Source organism: Candidatus Nebulibacter yamunensis (assembly GCF_024208055.1).
GTDB lineage: Bacteria > Pseudomonadota > Gammaproteobacteria > Francisellales > Francisellaceae > Caedibacter > Caedibacter lacustris.
Genome location: NZ_JAMBMW010000012.1, coordinates 30864 through 51747 on the forward strand (window position 1 = coordinate 30864; position 20884 = coordinate 51747).

At 36.8% G+C, this 20884-nt stretch carries 22 protein-coding genes, 1 tRNA gene and 3 pseudogenes; 20 read left to right on the forward strand and 6 right to left on the reverse strand.

All coding sequences use genetic code 11. The features are described from left to right. Positions 1 to 123 precede the first annotated feature (123 nt). From M1V25_RS06455 to ffh, 12 genes and pseudogenes are all read left to right on the forward strand, one after another. Positions 124 to 786 (forward strand): annotated as a pseudogene (locus M1V25_RS06455) (transposase). Positions 787 to 1332: 546 nt separating this feature from the next. Then, positions 1333 to 2286, forward strand: a complete 954-nt coding sequence (locus M1V25_RS06460) for a bifunctional riboflavin kinase/FAD synthetase (RefSeq protein ID WP_116964807.1) — start codon at positions 1333 to 1335, stop codon at positions 2284 to 2286. 3 nt (positions 2287 to 2289) lie between these two features. Beyond that, positions 2290 to 5100 carry an isoleucine--tRNA ligase gene (ileS, locus tag M1V25_RS06465; RefSeq protein WP_116964805.1) on the forward strand — a complete coding sequence of 937 codons (2811 nt, stop codon included), beginning with the start codon at positions 2290 to 2292 and terminating at the stop codon, positions 5098 to 5100. Continuing rightward, positions 5087 to 5572, forward strand: a complete 486-nt coding sequence (gene lspA / locus M1V25_RS06470; RefSeq protein WP_116964803.1) for a signal peptidase II — start codon at positions 5087 to 5089, stop codon at positions 5570 to 5572. The genes ileS and lspA overlap by 14 nt, the downstream gene beginning before the upstream one ends. A 355-nt stretch (positions 5573 to 5927) precedes the next feature. Further along, entirely contained in the window at positions 5928 to 6431 is a 504-nt protein-coding gene (locus tag M1V25_RS06475; RefSeq protein ID WP_498842754.1) for a DUF4442 domain-containing protein, read from the forward strand. 71 nt (positions 6432 to 6502) lie between these two features. Next, positions 6503 to 7546, forward strand: coding sequence for a phosphoribosylformylglycinamidine cyclo-ligase (purM, locus tag M1V25_RS06480; RefSeq protein WP_498842755.1), 1044 nt, complete (start codon positions 6503 to 6505; stop codon positions 7544 to 7546). After that, the gene (gene purN / locus M1V25_RS06485) at positions 7539 to 8117 is read left to right on the forward strand and encodes a phosphoribosylglycinamide formyltransferase (protein ID WP_498842756.1); all 579 of its coding nucleotides are present in this window, start codon (positions 7539 to 7541) and stop codon (positions 8115 to 8117) included. Before purM ends, purN begins: the two co-directional genes overlap by 8 nt. 66 nt (positions 8118 to 8183) lie before the next feature. After that, on the forward strand, positions 8184 to 8495 hold the full coding sequence (locus tag M1V25_RS06490; protein ID WP_116964796.1) for an HP0495 family protein: 312 nt from the start codon (positions 8184 to 8186) through the stop codon (positions 8493 to 8495). Between the two features lie 4 nt (positions 8496 to 8499). Further along, complete coding sequence (gene lipB / locus M1V25_RS06495) at positions 8500 to 9099, forward strand: lipoyl(octanoyl) transferase LipB (RefSeq protein ID WP_116964794.1); 600 nt, start codon at positions 8500 to 8502, stop codon at positions 9097 to 9099. A gap of 33 nt (positions 9100 to 9132) precedes the next feature. Beyond that, positions 9133 to 10611: a POT-type proton-dependent oligopeptide transporter gene (locus tag M1V25_RS06500; protein WP_498842757.1), complete on the forward strand. Its 1479-nt coding sequence runs from the start codon at positions 9133 to 9135 to the stop codon at positions 10609 to 10611. A gap of 93 nt (positions 10612 to 10704) precedes the next feature. After that, positions 10705 to 11397 carry a Bax inhibitor-1/YccA family protein gene (locus M1V25_RS06505; protein ID WP_498842758.1) on the forward strand — a complete coding sequence of 231 codons (693 nt, stop codon included), beginning with the start codon at positions 10705 to 10707 and terminating at the stop codon, positions 11395 to 11397. Positions 11398 to 11531: 134 nt separating this feature from the next. Then, a complete protein-coding gene (gene ffh / locus M1V25_RS06510; RefSeq protein WP_498842759.1) occupies positions 11532 to 12929 on the forward strand; it encodes a signal recognition particle protein in 1398 nt (465 codons plus the stop codon). Positions 12930 to 13117: 188 nt separating this feature from the next. On the opposite strand, the gene M1V25_RS06515 is transcribed toward ffh, so the two are convergent. Next, positions 13118 to 13205, reverse strand: a tRNA-Ser gene (locus M1V25_RS06515). Between the two features lie 329 nt (positions 13206 to 13534). On the opposite strand from M1V25_RS06515, the gene rplM reads away from it, so the two are divergent. The 6 genes and pseudogenes from rplM to M1V25_RS06545 form a co-directional block, all read left to right on the forward strand. Continuing rightward, positions 13535 to 13963, forward strand: coding sequence for a 50S ribosomal protein L13 (gene rplM / locus M1V25_RS06520; protein ID WP_116964786.1), 429 nt, complete (start codon positions 13535 to 13537; stop codon positions 13961 to 13963). Positions 13964 to 13978: 15 nt separating this feature from the next. Further along, a complete protein-coding gene (gene rpsI / locus M1V25_RS06525) occupies positions 13979 to 14371 on the forward strand; it encodes a 30S ribosomal protein S9 (protein WP_116964784.1) in 393 nt (130 codons plus the stop codon). A gap of 121 nt (positions 14372 to 14492) precedes the next feature. Further along, positions 14493 to 15110, forward strand: coding sequence for a glutathione S-transferase N-terminal domain-containing protein (locus M1V25_RS06530; RefSeq protein WP_116964782.1), 618 nt, complete (start codon positions 14493 to 14495; stop codon positions 15108 to 15110). Positions 15111 to 15113: 3 nt separating this feature from the next. Next, positions 15114 to 15521 (forward strand): ClpXP protease specificity-enhancing factor SspB, encoded by a 408-nt coding sequence (locus M1V25_RS06535; RefSeq protein WP_498842760.1) that lies wholly within the window; start codon positions 15114 to 15116, stop codon positions 15519 to 15521. Between the two features lie 160 nt (positions 15522 to 15681). Continuing rightward, entirely contained in the window at positions 15682 to 15873 is a 192-nt protein-coding gene (locus M1V25_RS06540) for a hypothetical protein (RefSeq protein WP_498842761.1), read from the forward strand. Between the two features lie 25 nt (positions 15874 to 15898). Further along, positions 15899 to 16084 (forward strand): annotated as a pseudogene (locus tag M1V25_RS06545) (3-methyl-2-oxobutanoate hydroxymethyltransferase); the annotation flags it as partial. A 93-nt stretch (positions 16085 to 16177) separates the two neighbouring features. Here the strand turns inward: M1V25_RS06545 and M1V25_RS06550 are convergent. The 5 genes and pseudogenes from M1V25_RS06550 to M1V25_RS06570 all read right to left on the reverse strand — a co-directional run. Beyond that, positions 16178 to 16489: pseudogene (locus M1V25_RS06550) on the reverse strand (transposase family protein); the annotation flags it as partial. Between the two features lie 246 nt (positions 16490 to 16735). After that, on the reverse strand, positions 16736 to 18592 hold the full coding sequence (locus M1V25_RS06555; RefSeq protein ID WP_498842762.1) for an aminopeptidase P family protein: 1857 nt from the start codon (positions 18590 to 18592) through the stop codon (positions 16736 to 16738). Positions 18593 to 18616: 24 nt separating this feature from the next. Further along, positions 18617 to 19237, reverse strand: coding sequence for an MFS transporter (locus M1V25_RS06560; protein WP_498842763.1), 621 nt, complete (start codon positions 19235 to 19237; stop codon positions 18617 to 18619). A 17-nt stretch (positions 19238 to 19254) separates the two neighbouring features. Beyond that, positions 19255 to 19791, reverse strand: a complete 537-nt coding sequence (locus tag M1V25_RS06565) for an MFS transporter (RefSeq protein WP_498842764.1) — start codon at positions 19789 to 19791, stop codon at positions 19255 to 19257. Positions 19792 to 19890: 99 nt separating this feature from the next. Further along, entirely contained in the window at positions 19891 to 20142 is a 252-nt protein-coding gene (locus M1V25_RS06570) for a 2-oxoglutarate and iron-dependent oxygenase domain-containing protein (protein ID WP_498842765.1), read from the reverse strand. A gap of 264 nt (positions 20143 to 20406) precedes the next feature. Here M1V25_RS06570 and M1V25_RS06575 point away from each other — a divergent pair, with 264 nt between their 5' ends. Then, positions 20407 to 20523 carry an aspartate 1-decarboxylase gene (locus tag M1V25_RS06575; RefSeq protein ID WP_275667728.1) on the forward strand — a complete coding sequence of 39 codons (117 nt, stop codon included), beginning with the start codon at positions 20407 to 20409 and terminating at the stop codon, positions 20521 to 20523. Next, a complete protein-coding gene (locus M1V25_RS06580; RefSeq protein ID WP_275667729.1) occupies positions 20502 to 20699 on the forward strand; it encodes an aspartate 1-decarboxylase in 198 nt (65 codons plus the stop codon). The genes M1V25_RS06575 and M1V25_RS06580 overlap by 22 nt, the downstream gene beginning before the upstream one ends. The last annotated feature ends 185 nt before the right edge of the window (positions 20700 to 20884 follow it).

The window sequence follows — 20884 nt, forward strand, 5'->3', positions numbered from 1 at the left end:
ACATTTTTACAAACAGTAACGCCCTGTTCAACTTTTTGAGGTTGAAGCTGGGAGGCAGAGATTGCATAGCATGAGGCAAAGCTTTAGTTTTTAATTTGGATAACAAAACTGGAAGCGCGCCTCATGCTATTAGAAGACTTTATCATTTCTGTGTATTGTTTGGTAGATAATGAATTAAAAAAGCTGATAAGAGAGCGACCTTTAAGAGCTCGAGGCTTTGCGCCAAAGCTTTCAGATGCGGAAGTGATTACAATGGATATTGTAGGAGAATTTATGGGCAAGAACACAGACAAGGGTATATGGCAATACTTTAAAACGGACTGGCAAGCCTGGTTTCTAGGGCTTGGTAGTTGTAGTAACTATGTGAAGCAATCTGCAAATTTATGGCAGGTTCATCAACAAATCATATTGACGAAAGGGAATCGCTCTATGAAATTGTGCCTGGCATTCAAGGCTTATTACTTGCTGATAAAGGTTTGATTGGTCAGGATTATCAAAAAGATTTCAGGTTGGAGACTGGTATTGATTTGCAGACCCCTACAAGGGGGAAATATGACAGATAGCCGAGGAAAAGATGCCAATCGCTGGATTATATCTACTCGTAGGCTAGTGGAAACTGTTATTGGTCAATTAACTGAACGTTTTAATATTGAGAAAGTTCGTGCTCGTGATTGCTGGCATTTAACGAAGCGAATTGCCAGAAAGGTACTTGCGCATACCGTTAGTGCTGTCATATGCAAGAGTGAAGGTTATTCAGCCATACAGTTTGAAAAATTGGGGATTTAAAAAGTTGAACATGGCGTGAAGTAGGTAATCAACAAAACAACGACGACCACGCATGCCTCCTGCCAACTTGCGTCCATCGGTAAAATAGTATTCTCGAACAATGTTTGTCGATTGCCAATCCGCAGCTTTTAGTGCGGGATCAATGTAATTAGCTTTAGTATCTGCTTCTGATGTCATACGTCACACAGTGCCTATATCATAACTGGTTTTTTCAAAACTATTCTTAGCAAAAAAAATAAGTAAATACTCATCATCTTATGCAAGAAAAACTGATTAACTTGTTCCCTATGGAAAATAAACAAAAATTATTGATGTTGCAACTGGTTTATAGCTATTTGCATCTAGTTGTATTTCAACACATTTTTCTGATAATCCTAACGGGTGCTCACGTTAATTAAGGACAGCAATTGAAAAATGGGCACTAATATATAATAATACCAGCCTAGTTGTAATAGCATGCTTATCCACTTATCACAAAGCACTCTCAAACCTGCTTGTGAAGTAAGGTCAAAAACAGTGTGCACAAAAATTTAGGTTAAACCCCACATGCGATTGTTACGCTTTGCAGATTTAAATAGCAGTAAAAATAAAACACCTAGCGTTGTTACAATTGGCAATTTTGATGGCATGCACTTAGGACATCAGTCTATTCTTAATCACGTTGCCAAGCTGGCAAAAACCCTCAGACTTACCTCTAATGTCATCTGCTTTGAGCCACAACCCAAAGAGTTTTTCTTAAAAGATCAGGCCCCGCCACGCATCACTCCTTTCCGTGACAAGCTACAAGCACTACAAAAGCATCATATTGACCAAGTGTTGTGTTTGGCATTTAATCAAAAACTTGCTAGCCTTGACCCTCATGAATTTATTGAGAAAATCTTGGTTTACGGCTTAAATGCCAAACATGTCATCGTTGGTGATGATTTTCGTTTTGGTCATAAGCGTGAAGGTGACTTTACCTTACTAAAAGAGCTTGGTCTAAAATTTGGTTTTAACGTTGAGAGTTTACCTTCTTTTGTTCAAAATGGTGGTGTCCGCGTCAGTAGTAGTTATATTCGTATTTTACTCCAACAAGGAAATTTTGAACAAGCGCAAACTCTGTTGGGTCACTCTTATACCTTAAGTGGACGCATTCATCACGGTAATCAAAATGGTCGCAAACTTGGTTTTCCTACCATTAATATCCCCATGCCTACTCAGGTTGTAGTTTCTGGGGTCTATGTAGTAAATATCCATCTAAAGGGGCAAGTCTATCAGGGCATTGCCAATATTGGGGTTAGACCAACGGTTTGTGGGCGCTTAAGATTATTGGAAACGTATATCTTTAACTTTGCTCATGACTTGTATGGTCAATATGTTACGATTGAGTTTCTACAGTTTCTACGTGGCGAGAAAAAATTCTCTGGTTTTGAGGAACTGAAACTGCAAATTGAACAAGATAAAACCACAGCGCTAAGCTGGTTAAAACAACACAACCTAATAACCCATCTAAAGGTTTAAAACATGACTGACTATAAAGATACTTTAAACTTGCCGAAAACATCGTTTGCTATGAAAGCAAACTTGGCACAAAAAGAGCCTATGCGTTTAAAACAATGGGAAAAAGCAGATATTTATAACAAGATCCGCGAACATTTTGCAGGACGTGATAAGTTTATTCTTCATGATGGTCCGCCATATGCCAATGGTGATATTCATGTTGGTCATGCTGTCAACAAGATTTTAAAAGATATAGTTGTGCGTTCAAAAACGCTCTCTGGCTTTGATGCACCTTTTGTTCCAGGTTGGGATTGTCATGGTTTACCGATTGAGCTTCAAGTTGAAAAAAAGGTTGGCAAAGCCAATGTCAAAATTGATGCTAATTCTTTTCGTAAAGAATGTCGCAATTATGCAGCTAAACAGGTTAAGCGCCAAGCTGAGGATTTTAAACGTTTAGGTATCCTTGCAGATTGGGAGAATCCTTATCTTACGATGAACTTTGACTATGAAGCCAATATGGTACGTACTCTTGGCAAAATTATTGAAAACGGTCATTTGACTAAGGGTTTTAAACCTGTTCATTGGTGCCCTGAGTGTGGTTCCGCACTTGCTGAAGCTGAAGTCGAATACAAAGATAAAACCTCCCCTGCAATTGATGTAAAATTTACCATTGTAAACACTCAAGCATGGGCTGAAGCTTTTGGTCTAGAGGATTTATCTCAAAATACCGCCGCTGTGATTTGGACAACAACGCCTTGGACGTTACCTGCTAATCAAGCTATCGCCATACATAACGACATTGGGTATGCTGTTGTTAATTTTAACAATAATCAAAATATAATAATCGCAACAGAGTTAGTTGAATCTGTAATGAAACGCACGAATATTGATGCATATCATATCCTTGCCACAGTTTCAGGTGATCAATTGACTCATTTAAAAGCACACCATCCATTTTATGATCGTATTGTACCTGTTTTACATGGTGATCATGTCACAGTAGACTCAGGAACAGGTTTGGTGCACACAGCTCCTGCTCATGGTGTAGATGATTTTGCTTTAGGTCAAACCCATAATTTACCCGTTGATAATCCTGTTAATAATAATGGTTGTTATAACAACGATACTGAATTTTTTGCAGGTGAATTTGTCTTTAAAGCCAATGAACATGTAATTGAAGTACTTAAAGAAAATAGTGCCTTACTTAACTTTAAAAAGCTTGAGCATAGCTATCCACATTGCTGGCGCCATAAAACACCTCTTATTTTCCGTGCTACACCCCAATGGTTCATCAGCATGGAAAAAAATAATTTACGTAATCGTGCAAAGCAAAGTATTACAGAAGTCAAATGGATACCCAGTTGGGGGAGAAGTCGTATTGAAGCAATGATGAAAGATCGCCCAGATTGGTGTATCTCACGCCAACGCACATGGGGCGTTCCAATTCCTTTATTCATTCACAAAGTCACAGAACAACTCCACCCTAAAACATCTGAAATCATTCAAAAAGTTGCCCTTGCGATTGAAAAAGATGGTATTGAAGCTTGGTTTGAAGCAGACGATAGTCAATTTATTGCCGAAACAAACGATTATCAACGTATCACAGACACCCTGGATGTTTGGTTTGATTCTGGCGCATCTAATGCTTGTGTGCTTGAGTATAATAAAGATCTTCAATTTCCAGCTGACTTATACCTTGAAGGATCTGATCAACATCGTGGTTGGTTTCAAACTTCATTGTTAACAAGCCTTGCTCGTTGTGATCAAGCACCTTTTAAACAGGTACTTACTCATGGCTTTACAGTCGATGCCCATGGTAAAAAAATGTCTAAATCACTGGGGAATGTCGTTTCTCCTCAAGATGTTGTCAACACGCTAGGTGCCGATATTCTTAGGCTTTGGGTCGCTGCAACCGACTATCGCTCTGAGATGACAGTATCGGATGAAATTTTAAAGCGTAACGCCGATACTTATCGCCGTTTACGCAATACGGCACGCTTTCTTCTGTCAAACTTAGAAGGTTTTAATCCCAAGAATGATCTTTTGCCATTTGATAAGCTTGTGGCATTGGATCAATGGGCTATTGCCAAGGCTTATGAAGTGCAACAAAAAATTATTGCAGCATACGATGAATACAACTTCCACGTTGTAGCACAACAGATCCACCATTTCTGTTCAATTGATATGGGCAGTTTCTATCTTGATGTCATAAAAGATCGTCAATACACAGCCAAAACTAATGGCAAACCTAGAAAATCGGCACAAACAGCGATGTATCACATCATTCACGCCTTAGTTCGCTGGATGTCACCTATTCTTTGCTTTACTGCCGATGAAATTTATGAAGCTATTCCGGGAGAGGATAAACCTGATCTGATTCTTTGTGAATGGTATCAAGGACTAACTACAATCCCTTATCATCGCCCATTTAATTTGGATTATTGGCAAATTGTTCAAGATGTTAGAAGTGAGTGTAATAAACTCCTTGAAGCAAAGCGTACAGAAGGGGTTTTAGGTGCGTCCCTTGAAGCCTGTGTTACGCTCTTTGCTGATGACACGCTTTATAATCATTTAGCTAAGCTTAAAGATGAGCTACGCTTTGCATTAATTGTTTCAAGTGCGCAATTACTACCATTAACGAAAAAGCCACTAAATGCCCTTGAAACTGATATTAAGGGTCTTAGCATCGTTGTTGATAAATCAACTGCACAAAAATGTGAACGTTGTTGGCATCGCCGTGAAGATGTCGGCACAAGTTGCGAACACCCTGATATTTGCCAGCGCTGTATTGAAAATATCGATTCAATAGAAGGGGAAGCGCGTGAATTTGCGTAATACTCAAATCCGCTGGTTGTGGCTAAGTATTGTTGTGATCTTAATTGACCTTGGCACAAAATATATTGCTTCCACCACGCTTACTTATGCTAAGCCAGTTAAAATGCTAGCTTTTTTCAACTTAACATTATTACACAACTTCGGTGCGGCCTTTAGTTTTTTAAGTAATGCCGACACCATGTGGCAATTGGTTTTATTTTCTACTATTGCAATTGTTGTATCAATAATTATCCTCATTTGGTTAATCAAACTAACTAAAGACAAAAATATAATAGCTTGCGCTTTAGCGCTTATTTTAGGTGGCGCGTTAGGTAACTTATATGATCGGATGATTCATGGTTACGTTGTTGATTTCTTGGATTTCCATATCAACAACTATCACTGGCCAGCCTTTAATATCGCCGACTCAGCTATTTGTATTGGTGCTGGAATTTTAATTGTTATGAGTTTTAAAAAGTCAGATAGAGTATAAATGTTTATACATGAAAGTTTGATTAATAGCTTAACATAATAAAGACAGGGTTACGCTTAATCTATACAAAGAGGCTTTAGGAGGATATAAGGTAAATGCTGATAATTTTTAAGGAAAGGTTTTATGCAAATGAAAAACAGAACTACCAGACTATTGATAGCAAGCCCATTTGTTGTTAGTGCAAGTTTCACTAGTGAACGTAGCCATAAATCACTTCAAGTGTGTAGGACAGGTCATTCCTCACCTTATTAGAATTAAGTTATTCACAGGAAGAATCAAGTTGTCCATTTAAAACTTGATTTTGTAGTAAATTGGAAATAGTTAATTTTATGTTACGAAGCTTTGAGGAAAGTACATGCACAGCCAAATTCGCAAGCTCCTTGCTAAAATGCCGGTAAGCTTATTACGGTTTGTTTTAAATCGCTACCGTCCATACAAAGGAGCTAGCATCAAAACACTTTATATTGCTAAAGATTATCGTCATATAAAAGTTGCTATGCCTCTTAAGTGGTACAATCGCAATTACTTGGGTACTCACTTTGGTGGCTCGTTATTTTCAATGACAGATGCTTTTTACCCGCTTATGCTTAGTCAATTATTAGGCAAAAACTATATTATCTGGGACAAAGAGTCTTCAATTAAGTATCTAAAACCAGGCACGACAACTGTCTATTGTGAGTTTAAATTGGATCAAGCGAGTATTGAAGAAATCATTTCTCAAACGATCCAACATGGCAAAATTCACTGGCAGAAAGAAGTCAAAATTCATGATAAAAGCAACGAGCTTATTGCGATTGTAACACGTACGATTTATATCAAGGACAAACGCTTTTCCGATAAAAAACTTCTTAATAATTAGGCGACTTTTGCTAGCATTTGTTTTATACTCTGCGCCATTGCATGAGCTCATAAACAATGGAAATACACGCAATGCCAACCCAATCCTTAACCTATCAAGATGCCGGTGTTAGTATCGACGAAGGAAATCTTCTTGTTGAAAAGATCAAGCCACTAGCCAAAGCTACGATGCGTAAAGAAGTCTTAGCAGGCTTAGGGGGATTTGGGGCATTATTTGAACTTCCGCTTGATCGCTACAAAAAACCTGTTTTAGTTTCAGGCACTGATGGAGTTGGTACCAAGCTTAAGCTTGCATTTGACTTAAATGATCACAGCACAATTGGTATTGATCTTGTTGCTATGTGTGTTAACGATTTAATCGTTGGTGGTGCTGAACCTTTGTTCTTTTTGGATTATTATGCAACTAGTAAACTCAACGCGCTACAAGCTGCTATAGTCATTGCAGGCATTGCTGAGGGTTGCAAGCAATCAGGCTGCGCTTTGGTTGGTGGAGAAACAGCAGAGATGCCTGGTATGTATCAAGCTGAGGAGTATGATCTTGCTGGCTTTTGTGTGGGGATCGTTGAAAAAGAAGACATTATCACCGCTGATCGTGTAAAACATGGTGACATACTCATTGCAATTGCTTCTTCTGGAGTGCATTCAAATGGTTACTCTTTAGTACGAAAGGTAATTGAGTACAGTAAAGCAAAACTTGATATGCCTTTTGCAGATAGCACCTTGGGTAAAACGCTATTGACTCCAACTAAGATTTATGTCAACACGATACTCACTCTATTAAAACAATTCAACATTCATGCTATCTCACATATCACAGGCGGTGGTTTCACAGAAAATATTCCACGCGTATTACCAGATTACACTCGTGCTAAAATTAATCTCAATAGTTGGACACTGCCTGAAGTTTTTCAATGGTTACAGCAACAAGGCAACATTCCTCAACAAGAAATGTTGCGTACTTTTAATTGCGGTGCTGGCATTGTGATGGCTATCGCTCAGCAAGATAAAAAAGCAGTTTTAGATGCTTTGACGCAAATGGGTGAAGTAGCCTGGGAAATTGGACACATTGAGTCCAGTACACAACAACAACCTTTTGTATTCTACTGCAGTGAATAATTATAAGCTGGTTATTCTGTCTTCAGGTTATGGCTCTAACCTTCAATCTATCATTGATAAGCTCCATCTTCAAGAGGGTATTGAAGTGTGTGTTATTGTTTCAGACAAAGCTTCTCAATCGATTACACGTGGATTATTAGCGAATATTCCTTGCCTTTTTTTACCCAAGCGTAAAAGTCAATCACGTGAAGAATACGACAAACTACTCAAAGCCCTTATTATCCCATTTGCACCTGATTTAATCGTGCTTGCTGGTTTTATGCGCATTTTTTCACCTGTTTTTATCAGAGCTTTTGAAGGTAAAATCATCAATATTCACCCATCATTATTGCCGAAATACAAGGGTCTTAATACACATCAACGTGTGATTGATGCTAAAGACAACATGCATGGCACGACCATTCACTATGTTGACGAAACATTAGACGGAGGTGAAATTATTGCTCAAAAACGCATCGATGTTTTGCCTTTTGACACCGCAGAAACACTTGAGCAAACAATTAAATCAATTGAGCATACGTTTTATCCTGAAATTATTCGCAAACTTTGCTTAAAAGCGACTTTGCTTTAAGATGCTTTTTATTGTATTTTCCTTTAAACTAAACCTAAATTCACAAATCACAAAGATTGATCTGCTATGACTGAAAATAATAAAGACAATACTCCCAAGATTCAGGAAAACATACCCCAGCAAGAGACTTTTTTTGAATTTCCTTGTCAATTCCCAATTAAAATCATGGCAAATCCACAAAAAGAAGTCGTTGAATTCGTGCTTAATACACTCGAGAAATACGTTGATGAGCCTGATAAAATTGAGTTTTCTACACGCGAAAGCAAAACTGGAAAATATATCTCAATTACTGCAATCTTTGAGGCAACAAGCAAAGAACAGTTGGATAACATCTACCAAACTTTAAGCGCTCACAAAGAAATTCATATGGTTTTATAAAACGATGCCAGCATTAATCAAAGAGTTAGGTTTAACAGTATATGACAAAGTTTATCAAGCCATGGTCGACTTTACCAAAAATCGTGGTCTAAATACCACTGATGAATTATGGCTCCTAGAACATCCTAGCGTATTTACACAGGGGCGCCACGGTAAAGCAGAACACCTGATCAATCCACATCACATTCCTGTTATCCAAACAGATCGCGGAGGACAAATTACCTATCATGGCCCAGGACAAGCTGTGATTTATTTCCTATTTGACTTAAAACGTCTTGGTGTTGGTGTTAAAGATTTCGTTTGCCATATTGAAAAAACTTGTATAACTTTACTCAAACAATACGGTATCAAAGCGCACACCATTGCCAATGCACCTGGCATTTATGTCAATAATACTAAAATCGCCTCGCTAGGCTTACGCATCAAAAAGGGACTCACTTACCATGGCATTGCGATTAATACCAATATGGATTTAACTCCTTTTAGTTATATCAATCCCTGTGGTTATAAAAATTTGAAAATGACTCAAATTAGCGATTATGTACCTGATATTGACACCAAGATAGTCCTAAGTGATTACGCTATGCTCATGATACGCGATTAAACGACTTGCTTCCCAACTAGCTAGGTAACCATTATGCAGCTGCAACCTAAGAAACTCTTACTTAATACTAAACAACCCTTTGGTTTATGGTTTTTATTATTAGCAAGTCTGTTATTTAGCATGGGAACAACTGCTATTACCGTTCATTTTAGTGCTTATCTTCATAGCATTGCCAATCCCTCTCAAGAAGGAATCACGCCACAAATTTTGAGTATCAACTTCAACCTTTACACCAATTTGTTTTTATATAGCGCTTCAGGATTTATTGGCGGTTTTTTTGGGTATAGCATAGGGGACAGACGCTCAGTTATCATTGGAATATTATATGGGTTTGTATCACTCATTTTGCTTTCATTAAACAACTTATCATTGATTGGTTTTTCCGGCTATATTATCGCCATTGGGTTAGTCATTCCTAATTTATTTACCACTTTGAGTTTTTTATACACTCAAGATGATCCACGACGCCATGCTGGCTTTACTTTAATGTACATGACCACCGTTTGTGGTGCAGCTTTATCCCTTACCATTAGCAGCACATTTGCAAGCAATTTAAGCTACCAAACATGGTTTATTTTAATGGCGTTGACAAGCCTTATTGGTGTGCTTATTTTCCTTGCAGGCGGTATTTATCTTAATCGCAATATTAGTGTAATTGACGGGATCGAACCTAAATACACGCCTTCAACTTATAGTGTTATATTTATCTTGGTCGTCTTATCAGCTCTTGTAAACTTTTTATTGCAACGTCTATTGATATTGAAAATAGTGATCGTTGTACTTGCCGTAATTGCAATTAGTATCATGCTTATTTACGCTTATCTTGAAAAAGACACAAATCAGCGAAAACGTAATTATGTTCTACTCATCCTCTTAGCATTGAGTATATTTTTCTGGTTTGCTGACAAAAATATCACCACAATTTTCTTACACTACTTGCAATTATTTAGCCACAATTATGGTTTTTTTAATATCAAAAATCCTTCAGCCGACTTCTTTTTTGAAGCCAATATTGGCTTGGTATTGGTTATTGGATTTGTGTCAGCGATTTTATGGAATAAAAATAAACATACACAGCATATGAAAAGACTCATTCGTTTGTTTAGTTTAGCTATATTACTTACCTCAATTGCTTGTGCATTACTCTTTTTTAGTTTCTTATCTCAATCCATGCACCAATTTGTTACGACAGGAAACTACTTACTTACGTTGACTCTAATGCTAAATTCCATTGCAAAAATTTTATTATTACCACTTTACTATGCAATCGTTGGCAAACTATCACCACGTAAATATGAAGCAATTGTGATGGGCTTCTTTTTTATCATCATTGCCGCAATTGGTGTTGCTGCACTATCCTTCAATAAAATGACACTCATGCCAACAGATTTGATTAGAACTTACCAATCTTTATCTTGTTTATATGGCATACTTTCTATACTTGGTACTTTATTTGCAATTAGTGCGTATATGCTTGCAAAATTTATTTACTATAGTAAAAAAAATGGATGAATTTAAGTCATCTGCTATTGTTTTTTCAGCGACATTCCCCATATACTTGGCACTGATTTTGGTATCGATTTATAATTAAAATACGGAGTGATTATGAATAATCAATTTAACTATCAACAAAACGCACGTGTGATTGAGCAGCGGGGCACTTCCATTGTTCAAACCAATAAAGTTCTGCGTAATACATATCTGCTATTGTCATTAACACTTATCTTTAGTGCAGTTACTGCAGGCTGGTCAATGATGATTGCAGCCCCTGTACTTAACCCATTTTTAACCCTATTTATTTATTTGGGTCTTTTATTTGGCGTGCAAATGACGCGTAACAGCCCAATGGGATTGGTGTTAACCTTTGCGTTAACTGGATTTTTAGGTTGGACTTTGGGACCTATTTTAAACTTCTATATCACTTCTTTTAGTAATGGTTCTGAGCTTATTATGATCGCGCTAGGTTCAACAGGGGCAATTTTCTTAGGCTTGTCTGCTATCGCCTTAAATCCTAAACGTGATTTCTCACGTTTGGGTTCATTTCTCGGTATTGGTGCGTTAATTGCATTGGTTGCGATCATCGTTAACCTATTTTTACAAATGCCTGCACTATATTTGGCACTGTCTGTGATTATTGCATTTATTTCTGGTGGTCTTATCCTATGGCAAACTAATCAAATCGTGCGTGGTGGTGAGACAAACTATATCGTTGCAACAGTAACCATCTACGTTTCAATTCTTAATATTTTTCTAACGATTCTACAATTCCTAGGCATATTCTCAGGAAATCGCAACTAATTGAGTTCTCTCTTATTCAGTTGTCCCCATCTTAAGTATGGGGATTTTTTTATCTGTAATTTACTGCAAACATAACTAATCCAGATTACAATACTAAGCGAAATTAATTATTAAAATAATTTAGGTATTGATATATGTTTAAAAGCTTATCCGAAAGATTAGGCAGTTCTCTTGATAAATTAAAAGGTCAAGGTCGCTTAAGCGAAGATAACATCAAAGGTGCGTTACGTGATGTACGCATGGCACTTCTAGAAGCTGATGTTGCTTTGCCTGTTGTTAAGCAATTTATTGCTCGCATTCAAGAAGAAGCATTAGGTGAGAAGATTCGTACAAGCTTAACACCCGGTCAAACCTTTATTTCAATGGTGAAAAAGGAACTTGAACACACGCTAGGTGAGAAGAACGAATCACTCAATCTTTCCGCACAACCACCAGTTGTGATTTTAACGGCTGGTCTCCAAGGTTCGGGTAAAACAACCACTACCGCAAAATTGGCAAAGTTTCTAAAAGAACGTCACAATAAAAAAGTCATGGTCGTGAGTGCCGATGTTTATCGTCCTGCCGCGATTAAGCAATTACAAACGCTGGCTGAGTCTTTAAACATTCATTTTTGCCCATCATCAGTACAAGAACACCCCTTAGAGATTGCCAACAAAGCACTACAACAAGCAAAACAGCAAGTTTGTGATGTGCTGATCGTAGATACAGCCGGACGCTTACACATCGACGATGAAATGATGGATGAAATCAAAGCTTTGTATCAAGCTATTAATCCTACTGAAACCCTGTTTGTCGTTGATAGCATGACAGGACAAGATGCAGCCAAAACAGCACGTGCATTTAATGAAGCGCTAACTCTAACAGGTATCATCTTAACCAAGACTGATGGTGATGCAAGAGGTGGGGCGGCACTTTCGATTCGTGAGATTACAGGTAAACCAATCAAGTTTATTGGAATGGGTGAAAAAACTGATGCTCTTGAGCCATTTCATCCTGATCGAATTGCATCACGCATTCTTGGCATGGGAGATGTGTTATCACTTATAGAAGAAGTTGAACAAAAAGTTGATAAAAAAGAAGCGAAAGAACTTGTTAATAAGCTTAAAAAAGGCAAGTCATTTACACTTGAAGATTTTAAAGTTCAATTACAGCAAATGAAAAAAGTGGGTGGTATTGGCTCTATGCTTGATAAGCTTCCTGGGATGGGCAGTGTAACAGCCAGCATTCAAGGTAAAATCAACGATAAGTCGTTTATTCAAATGGAAGCGATTATTAACTCAATGACAGCGCTTGAGCGGCGCAAACCAGAGTTAATTAAATCTTCTCGTAAACTGCGAATTGCCAATGGCTCTGGTACACAAGTACAAGATGTTAATCGCTTATTAAAACAGTTTATAGATATGCAAAAAATAATGAAGAAAGTAAGCGAGAAAGGTGGACTTGGTAAAGTACTTGGAACCATGCGCAGTATGAAGAATATACAGAACGTTCAGCAGATATTACCACCTGGAAAAGGTGGCAAGTTTCGATAGATCTACGCAATTACATTTGGGCTTGATTTAAGGCTTTAAAAATGATTAACAAAAAGAATTTTTAAAACACATAACGTTATAATTTTTTAATGCGATACGAAATTGATCTACGTGTTTTTTATTTTTGACTTTGTATTATTTTATCGCTTTTTACTTGATTTATAGACATAACTAAAAGGATATACTTATGGCGGAGAGAGAGGGATTCGAACCCCCGGACCTGTTACAGTCAACGGTTTTCAAGACCGCCGCTTTCGACCGCTCAGCCATCTCTCCGAATTGCAACCAATTATAACGGCATTTTTTCAAATGAAAAGGGACAAATTATACTTTTTTTAAAAAAAGGTTTATCTACCAAAAACAAGCGATCAAAAGGCATACAACACCGAATTTTACTCAAATAAAACTTCAAAATAGCGCTCTTTTATTTAATATCGTTTAATACAATTCAAGATTCAAATCACATCTTGGAAAATCAAATTTAATGCTTCTTTTTGACCATACTCTATGATAGAATCGCCTGGCTTAAATTTTATGGATTTGAGAAAATCTAAAGAAATTTGTGCAAAACTGAGTAGTTAATAATAAATATTAAGGTAACAAAGATGAAAACGTTTAGCGCTAAAACCGATCAAGTCAAAAGAGAGTGGCTATTGATCGATGCAAATGGAAAAACTTTAGGTCGCCTTGCAACTGAGGTTGCAAGACGTCTTCGTGGGAAGCACAAACCTGAGTATACACCACATGTTGACACAGGTGATTATATTGTAGTTATTAATGCTGATAAAGTGGCTGTAACAGGTAACAAGCAAAAAGATAAAATTTATTATCATCACACTGGTTATATTGGTGGTCTTAAATCTATTTCTTTCGAAACACTTATTGCCAAGCACCCAGAACGTGCAATTGAACAAGCAGTTAAAGGCATGCTTCCTAAAAATCCTTTAGGTCGTGCGATGTACAAAAAACTAAAAGTTTATGCAGGTGATGTTCACCCACATACAGCGCAACAACCACAAGTTTTAGAAATATAAGGCAGGATAGGAACAATGACTCAAACATATAATTATGGTACTGGTCGTCGCAAAAGCTCAGTTGCACGTGTATTCATGAAAAAAGGCACTGGCAAAATCATCGTTAATAAACTTCCATTAGATGAGTATTTCGGTCGCAAAACTGCAAGCATGATTGTTAGACAACCACTTGATTTGACAAACAATCTTGAAAATTTTGATTTTAAAATCAATGTTCATGGTGGAGGTGAAACTGGTCAATCTGGTGCAATCCGTTTAGGTATTGCTCGTGCCTTAGTAGACTTTGATGAAACATTAAAACCTGAACTTCGCCAAGCTGGATTTATTACCCGCGACTCACGTAAAGTTGAGCGTAAGAAAGTTGGTTTTAGAAAAGCACGTAGAAAACGTCAATTCTCTAAGCGCTAAGAAAATACTTTTTATTTTCAGCTTACAAACACCACAAAAGCCCAACTGTCATATTGCAGAGGGGCTTTTTTGTTATATATAATACTTGCGTGCAACTATTGAATAAGGAAAGTTGAGATATATGTCTGCTCAAAACAAACGATCATCAATGACTTTGTATGTAAATAGTAATGATCCCTTTTGCCATCGTGTTAGAATGATACTTGCTGAAAAAGATATTAATGCTGACATCATTGATGTTGAAAAAGAAAATAAGTTGGAAGAACTCTACGAGCTTAATCCTTATGGTGGAGTGCCAACGCTAATGACAAAAGATCTTATCGTTTATGAACCAAGTATTATCTTTGAATATCTTGAAGAGCGTTTTCCTTATCCTCCTTTATTATCCGTGTTTCCGCTTGAGCGCGCTCAAGCACGCATGCTGTGCAAAAAAATTGACACTGAGTGGATGCCACTGTTGGTTAACGCTTTAAATGCAGACGACGAAAATATCAAACAAGCTAATAAAATAGCACTTTTAAAGACGCTGTTTAGTCTTATTCACACGCTCAATAGACAACCTTATTTATTAGGTGAGGAATTTACAATCGTTGACTGTTCAATGGCTATTATTCTGTATAACTTACCCAAACTTGATGTGCGTTTGCCTGAAAAGGCCATGCCTTTAATCAAATATGCTAAGCGCCTATTTGAACGCGAATCATTTAGAAAAAGTATTAGACATGAAAGGAGAGAATAGTATATGGCAATGTTAAGAGCCTATTTGATTGAAGCCACTTATGATTGGATGTTAGATCACAACCTTACACCTTATCTATTGGTTGATAGTGAATATGAAAATATGATATTGCCAGAGAATCACGTTGATGAAGATGGTAAGATTTTATTAAATATTTCTCCTGAAGCAATCGAGCACTTTGGTTGTGATGACCAGTTTGTTCGATTTGATGCGACTTTTGATGGAGAGATGATGTCGCTCCAAATTCCCGTTGAAGCTGTTCTTGAACTTTACTCAGGTGAAACATCGCAAGGTCTATATGCTCGTGAATTTGGCTATGGCATTGATGTCAATGAAGGCAACAGTGAAGGAGAAGTCAATCCACCAAAATGCAAATCACAAAAAGGAAGTGGAGGGCTTCACCTTGTGTAATAGAAGTTTTGATTAGTATGCAACTAATTGCTATTTGACTGATTTTTTAATACGCTTTAGTTAGGGTTTACGGTGGCTTGACTTTACTATAAATAGAAAGTACTCGCCTGTGTAGTAACTAACTGAATTTTTATAATTAGTGTATAAGGAACTTGACCTTATGCGACAGGTATCTCATTTTTTAGGCGCCAATCCTAGCTATGGTATCATTGGCAATGGGCGTATATCGCAGCATATACAGCATTATTTCAGTTTGTTAGGTATTACGTATATGCTCTGGCATCGCCAGCGGTTAGAACCTCCAGAGGCAGTGTTACAACAAAGCGATATCATTATTTTATCAAAAAGCTAGGTATTCATGACTTTTACAACAAAAAGAAACAACAGAAAAAATCTCAATGCTCACGTGCTATGGTTTTAGTTTTGCCCAGATTCTTAACCAAACTGCAATTGACATGGTTCTTGTTGGTGACAGTGGGACCATGACGCAATTGGGTTATCCTGACACTACTTATGCCAATAGAGTTCTTTCCAAACCTCAATTAGTCAATTCAAAGTTGTAAATTCCCGTTATTAAATTAAATCGAAGTCCAAACCTTTTTCGTCTATTCCGATATTTGTCGGCAATGCACCTGATGTTCACTGGCATCTACTAATCGCCCTGGCAAGCTGAACTTTTTACTTTTAATCAGCGTATCTTCAACCCAACGAATCGTTTTATAAGCATAGCCCTCACTAATCCCATAACTTTTGCTAACATGAAAGTAGGTACGATATTCCCTTAAATATTCTAACGTCATTAACAATGTCTCCTCTATGCTCAACTTATTTTTTCTACCACCCCTTAGTTTTTTTTCTGCTCGCGCCGCTTGTAATATTTTCACCATCTCTTCAAACGTTGGCTTTTTTACACCTGTTAAACGACGAAACTCATCTGCTGCTAACTTGTTTATCGTTTCCCATCTCATTGATCATATCCACCTTTAATTTTTAAATAGCTATTTTGCTAGATTAAATACGGTTTGGAAAGAACTCTAATGTTCTTCAAGAAAAAACTGGTATTCAAATAGTCAGTAAGGTACAAGCCACCTCAGGTTTGATGGTTCATATTTTTGGGCGAATAGCTGCTGCATTTAGGTTGTTATATGAAAAATTTAATCTCACTGCTTAAAGGGGAACCCTTGACTCGCATTTTACACATTACATTAAGTGCATTAAGATAGTGAGGCTTCTTCTGTGTATAGTTTGTGGTGAGTTGCCTGAAAAAGAAAATCAGTGCAAAGCTCATTTTTCAGCCAGACTTGTCCACCTATATCAAGCAAATGCATAACTTTATTTTCTATTTCCTGATAATAATTAATAATTTGTCTTTTTTCTTGTTCGGTCAAAAGTTCTGTAGCAATAAGCTTTTTACAATATGGCATAAGGGTTAGCGTTTCAAAACAATAAAATGGTTCAGATGTAAAATTCTGTTCCTTTTTTTCATGCTTTACCTCAGCGACTAAGCAAAGATTCTCGATACGAATCCCATATTCACCCTCTATGTATAGTCCAGGCTCATTGCTGACAATCATTCCTGGTTGTAAAGGAACACCTGAGGGGGCTTTTGAAATTTTTTGCGGTCCTTCATGTACGCATAATGAACTACCAACTCCATGACCTGTACCATGTTGGTAGTCTAATCCTTCTTCCCATAAATACATTCTGGCAAAGGCATCTAAGTGCTCTCCACAGGTTCCTTTTGGAAATTTAGCACGACCAAGTGCGAGATGACCTTTTAATACCAAAGTATAATGTTGCTTTTGCCTTGCCGTTGGTTTCCCTAAGTGAATTGTGCGCGTAACATCAGTTGTGCTTTCTAAATATTGAGTTCCAGAGTCAAATAAGTAAAGGCTGGAATCCGCAATTGTTTTATTGGTTTCCGGGGTAGGATCATAATGAATAACAGCACCATTGCTGCCAAAAGCACTTTTTGTTTCAAAGCTAAGATCAAGTGCATTTGGCATTTGCAAACGCAAGTTTTTTAATTTATCCGCGGCTTCTATTTCTGTTATCCCCTGCCGCCAATTTTCTGTAAGCCAATGCATAAAATTAATCAAAGCAACAGAATCTTTAATATGTGCCACTCTTGCACCTTGTTGTTCAACTTTATTTTTACAGCTTTTACGGGTAATAATAGGGGAAGGGTTAAAGTTAATTATATTTTGTCTGTTTTGTATTACATGATTATATATCCACATGGAAGCCTGCAAATCATCCAGCATAATCGTTCCAGATAGTTCCCTTAAATAAACTGGAAATTCATCATACTTGTGCACTTTAATTTTATTATTTGCGAGATAATTTAATACACTTTGATTAAGACTTTTTATATTGGTAAATAAAATATTTTCATGTTTACCAAAAATGGCGTAACAAATCAATACAGGAGTATTTTCAATATCATTAGCACGAATATTTAAAAGCCAACAAATCTCATCAAGGACATTTAATACTATATAATCCGCATGATTTTGCTCCAAAATTTTTTGCAACCAGTTAATCTTCTCAGAGCAGCTTTCTCCCGCGTATTGCAAATCTAATACGAATGCCGATGAGCTTGGTAAAGCTTGCATTTCATCAAAGTACTTCTTACATGTATCGATTAAGTTTGTTTCAGTAAATTTCAGCTTTCCGCCTATACTTTCAAGTTGTTGTGACAAATTTACCGATCTTAGAATAGTCATGGTTTGCGGGTCTACTCCTACTGTTTTCCCGTGTGCAGTTTCTAGCAAAAATGCACTTGTTACAGAGGAAAACCCAGGCTGTTTTAATAAAGAAAAATAACGACGATCCATTTGATTGGTCGCTTGTAGAAAATATCTACCATCAGTAAATAAATAAGCATTTTCTTTCCCAATTAGTGCTTCACTCGCTGAGCCTGTAAACTCAGTAATCCACGGGCGCCTTGACCAACAACTAGGAGGGATCTCATTACCATGTGGGTCAGAGTTAGGGACAAGATAATAATCCAGCTGTTGCTCCTGCATTAGTTGACGCAATTTAGTGAGTTTTTTTTCTATCTTTATCATTTTATTCTCCTTTCATATTTTTGATTAATGCATTTCTCTCATTTTCATTATAGCTATGCGATACAAAATAAAAATTATTGTACATAACAAGAACATCGCCACAAAGGTCCATCTTCTACCAATGAGCGTGAGCAACAAACTTCCCAAATAAGGTGCCATGACTAGACCAAACATATGAAAATTCGATGCACCAAAGTAGGCCCCTTTGAGGTTGTCTGGAGCAAGTTTATCAATTTGTACATTAAGAACAGAAAATAAGATAATTTCGCCTAGGCTAAGTAAAATAATAGCTAACACCCAACCGACATAAAAAGCATTTGGAGTGCTTGCAAACACTAATTGCGCTAATGCGAACAGCGCAATGCCAATGTAAACCTGCTGTCTATCTGAGAATCTTGCAATTAACTTTAAACAGGGGAACTGGAAGATAAGAATCACTACGCAATTAACCACAATTAAATAGCTAAATAACACAATAAATTCAGGGTTATTTAGGCGAGAAAAATATTGTGCTAATGTTGAGTCCATCTGACCAAAAACTAGAATAACTAACATGTTAGCAAGAATTAAAAGTAAAAAAGCACGATCTTGATATTTAAGTTTAAACGAGTTTGATAAACTTAATTTCTCCTGAGAATTGATCACTTTCTTAAGATGCCCATCTAAAAAACAATCGCAATAAAGGCATATCCCACGCAGGTAGTCAATAGGAGTAAAAAAGTTTGCCAAGGGTAATGAAGTGTAAAAGTTACACCAAAGAAAGGGCCTAAAGCTCCACCTACGTTAATACAAAAATAAAACCAATAAAAAGCTTGTTTCTTAACCTCAGCATCCCTGATTTCATTGGCAATAATTGTTTTAAAAGTTGTCCCTAAAATACCTTTCCCCGCCGAAATACCAAAAAGCATGATGACATAAGTTAATAAGTTATCTGTTAACAAGACAGTCACTAAACTTAAACTTACAACCAATAGCCCAAGCTTAAACATAAAGCTATTACCAATTTTATCTAAAAAATACCCCCCACAAATACTTAAAATTATCGATATAAACGTCGCTACGCTCAAAATAAAACCCGTGGCAAGAATTGATAGTTCAAACTTCTGATAAAAAATAACTGCCATAAATGGCCACAACATAAAATAAACTGTCCATATTATGACACCACCAAATAAGACTATATGAATTACGCTAGGCATTTTCCTTAAAATAAAAAACATGTAATCCTCTCTTTCCAGTCAAAATTTGAAGTTTAAATTTATCAACCTGATTATTGCTATTTTGCAAACTCTAAAAATTCAGTAAGAGGTATAATTTGTGGTCAAGCCTGAAGTTAGTTTACATGCGGTTTTGCGTTTAAAATCCATGTTAAAAAAATCAGTTAATCCTTCATAGGCTCTCTGTATGATCTTTTTGTCAATGCCATGTCCAGTAATCACAAAAAAACCTATCTCTTTGCATGCTTTATCAATTTCTATAACGGCATTATTAATTGCTTGCTGCGAGCCTAACCGTACTTCTGACAATTCAATAACAGGAATTTTATTCATCTTCAAGTCATCCTTTGTTTGCAATTCATAAAACTTTGATGCGGAAGACTTATCATTTCCCCCCTCGATCTCAATCACATTCTAAACGTCACTGAAAGCTGATCGCAATACTTTTCTTACAAAATTTTACATATTTTGTATCTAAATCTATGGAGTAATTAAAACTCAAGCAATTTTTGCAATTTTTCTTTATGGTAATAGTCGGTGTCTTGAATATAATGCTAACCTCCACAAGATTATAATATATAACCCCAAGGAAATTACATGAAACGCACATTATTAAAATCTAAAATTCATATGGCAACGGTGACTGAAGCTAACTTACGTTATTATGGTGCTCAATTAGTATCGATAGAGAGTTGTGCAAACAGGCTAACCTAATTCCATTTGAACGCGTAGAGATTTATAACTGTAACAATGGTGCACGTTTTGCGACCTATGTTATTCTTGGTGACAAAGGGGAAATTTGTCTAAATGGTGCAGCAGCACGTCATGTTGCCAAGGGGGATACAGTTATCATTGCCTCATATGCCCCGAATACGAAGAACAAGAATTAATACATCATAATCCTTATCTGGTCTTTGTTAATAAGCAAAATGCGTTAATTGAGATTAAGAGATATTTAGACTCATCGATTAATCATCCTTTCTGACATTAAACGTCAACTATAATCAGACCCAGTGCTTGATTTAAAGCTTGATTTTGTTTTTCACTTTTTCATCTTTTGTTCCTAGATTATAAG

Bases quoted from the DNA above. Each gene is read 5' to 3' on its own strand.
- M1V25_RS06460 (WP_116964807.1), top strand. From the start codon at position 1,333: ATGCGATTGTTACGCTTTGCAGATTTAAATAGCAGTAAAAATAAAACA.
- ileS (WP_116964805.1), top strand. From the start codon at position 2,290: ATGACTGACTATAAAGATACTTTAAACTTGCCGAAAACATCGTTTGCT.
- M1V25_RS06475 (WP_498842754.1), top strand. From the start codon at position 5,928: ATGCACAGCCAAATTCGCAAGCTCCTTGCTAAAATGCCGGTAAGCTTA.
- purM (WP_498842755.1), top strand. From the start codon at position 6,503: ATGCCAACCCAATCCTTAACCTATCAAGATGCCGGTGTTAGTATCGAC.
- M1V25_RS06490 (WP_116964796.1), top strand. From the start codon at position 8,184: ATGACTGAAAATAATAAAGACAATACTCCCAAGATTCAGGAAAACATA.
- lipB (WP_116964794.1), top strand. From the start codon at position 8,500: ATGCCAGCATTAATCAAAGAGTTAGGTTTAACAGTATATGACAAAGTT.
- M1V25_RS06500 (WP_498842757.1), top strand. From the start codon at position 9,133: ATGCAGCTGCAACCTAAGAAACTCTTACTTAATACTAAACAACCCTTT.
- M1V25_RS06505 (WP_498842758.1), top strand. From the start codon at position 10,705: ATGAATAATCAATTTAACTATCAACAAAACGCACGTGTGATTGAGCAG.
- ffh (WP_498842759.1), top strand. From the start codon at position 11,532: ATGTTTAAAAGCTTATCCGAAAGATTAGGCAGTTCTCTTGATAAATTA.
- rplM (WP_116964786.1), top strand. From the start codon at position 13,535: ATGAAAACGTTTAGCGCTAAAACCGATCAAGTCAAAAGAGAGTGGCTA.
- rpsI (WP_116964784.1), top strand. From the start codon at position 13,979: ATGACTCAAACATATAATTATGGTACTGGTCGTCGCAAAAGCTCAGTT.
- M1V25_RS06530 (WP_116964782.1), top strand. From the start codon at position 14,493: ATGTCTGCTCAAAACAAACGATCATCAATGACTTTGTATGTAAATAGT.
- M1V25_RS06535 (WP_498842760.1), top strand. From the start codon at position 15,114: ATGGCAATGTTAAGAGCCTATTTGATTGAAGCCACTTATGATTGGATG.
- M1V25_RS06540 (WP_498842761.1), top strand. From the start codon at position 15,682: ATGCGACAGGTATCTCATTTTTTAGGCGCCAATCCTAGCTATGGTATC.
- M1V25_RS06555 (WP_498842762.1), bottom strand. From the start codon at position 18,592: ATGATAAAGATAGAAAAAAAACTCACTAAATTGCGTCAACTAATGCAG.
- M1V25_RS06565 (WP_498842764.1), bottom strand. From the start codon at position 19,791: ATGCCTAGCGTAATTCATATAGTCTTATTTGGTGGTGTCATAATATGG.
- M1V25_RS06570 (WP_498842765.1), bottom strand. From the start codon at position 20,142: ATGAATAAAATTCCTGTTATTGAATTGTCAGAAGTACGGTTAGGCTCG.
- M1V25_RS06575 (WP_275667728.1), top strand. From the start codon at position 20,407: ATGAAACGCACATTATTAAAATCTAAAATTCATATGGCAACGGTGACT.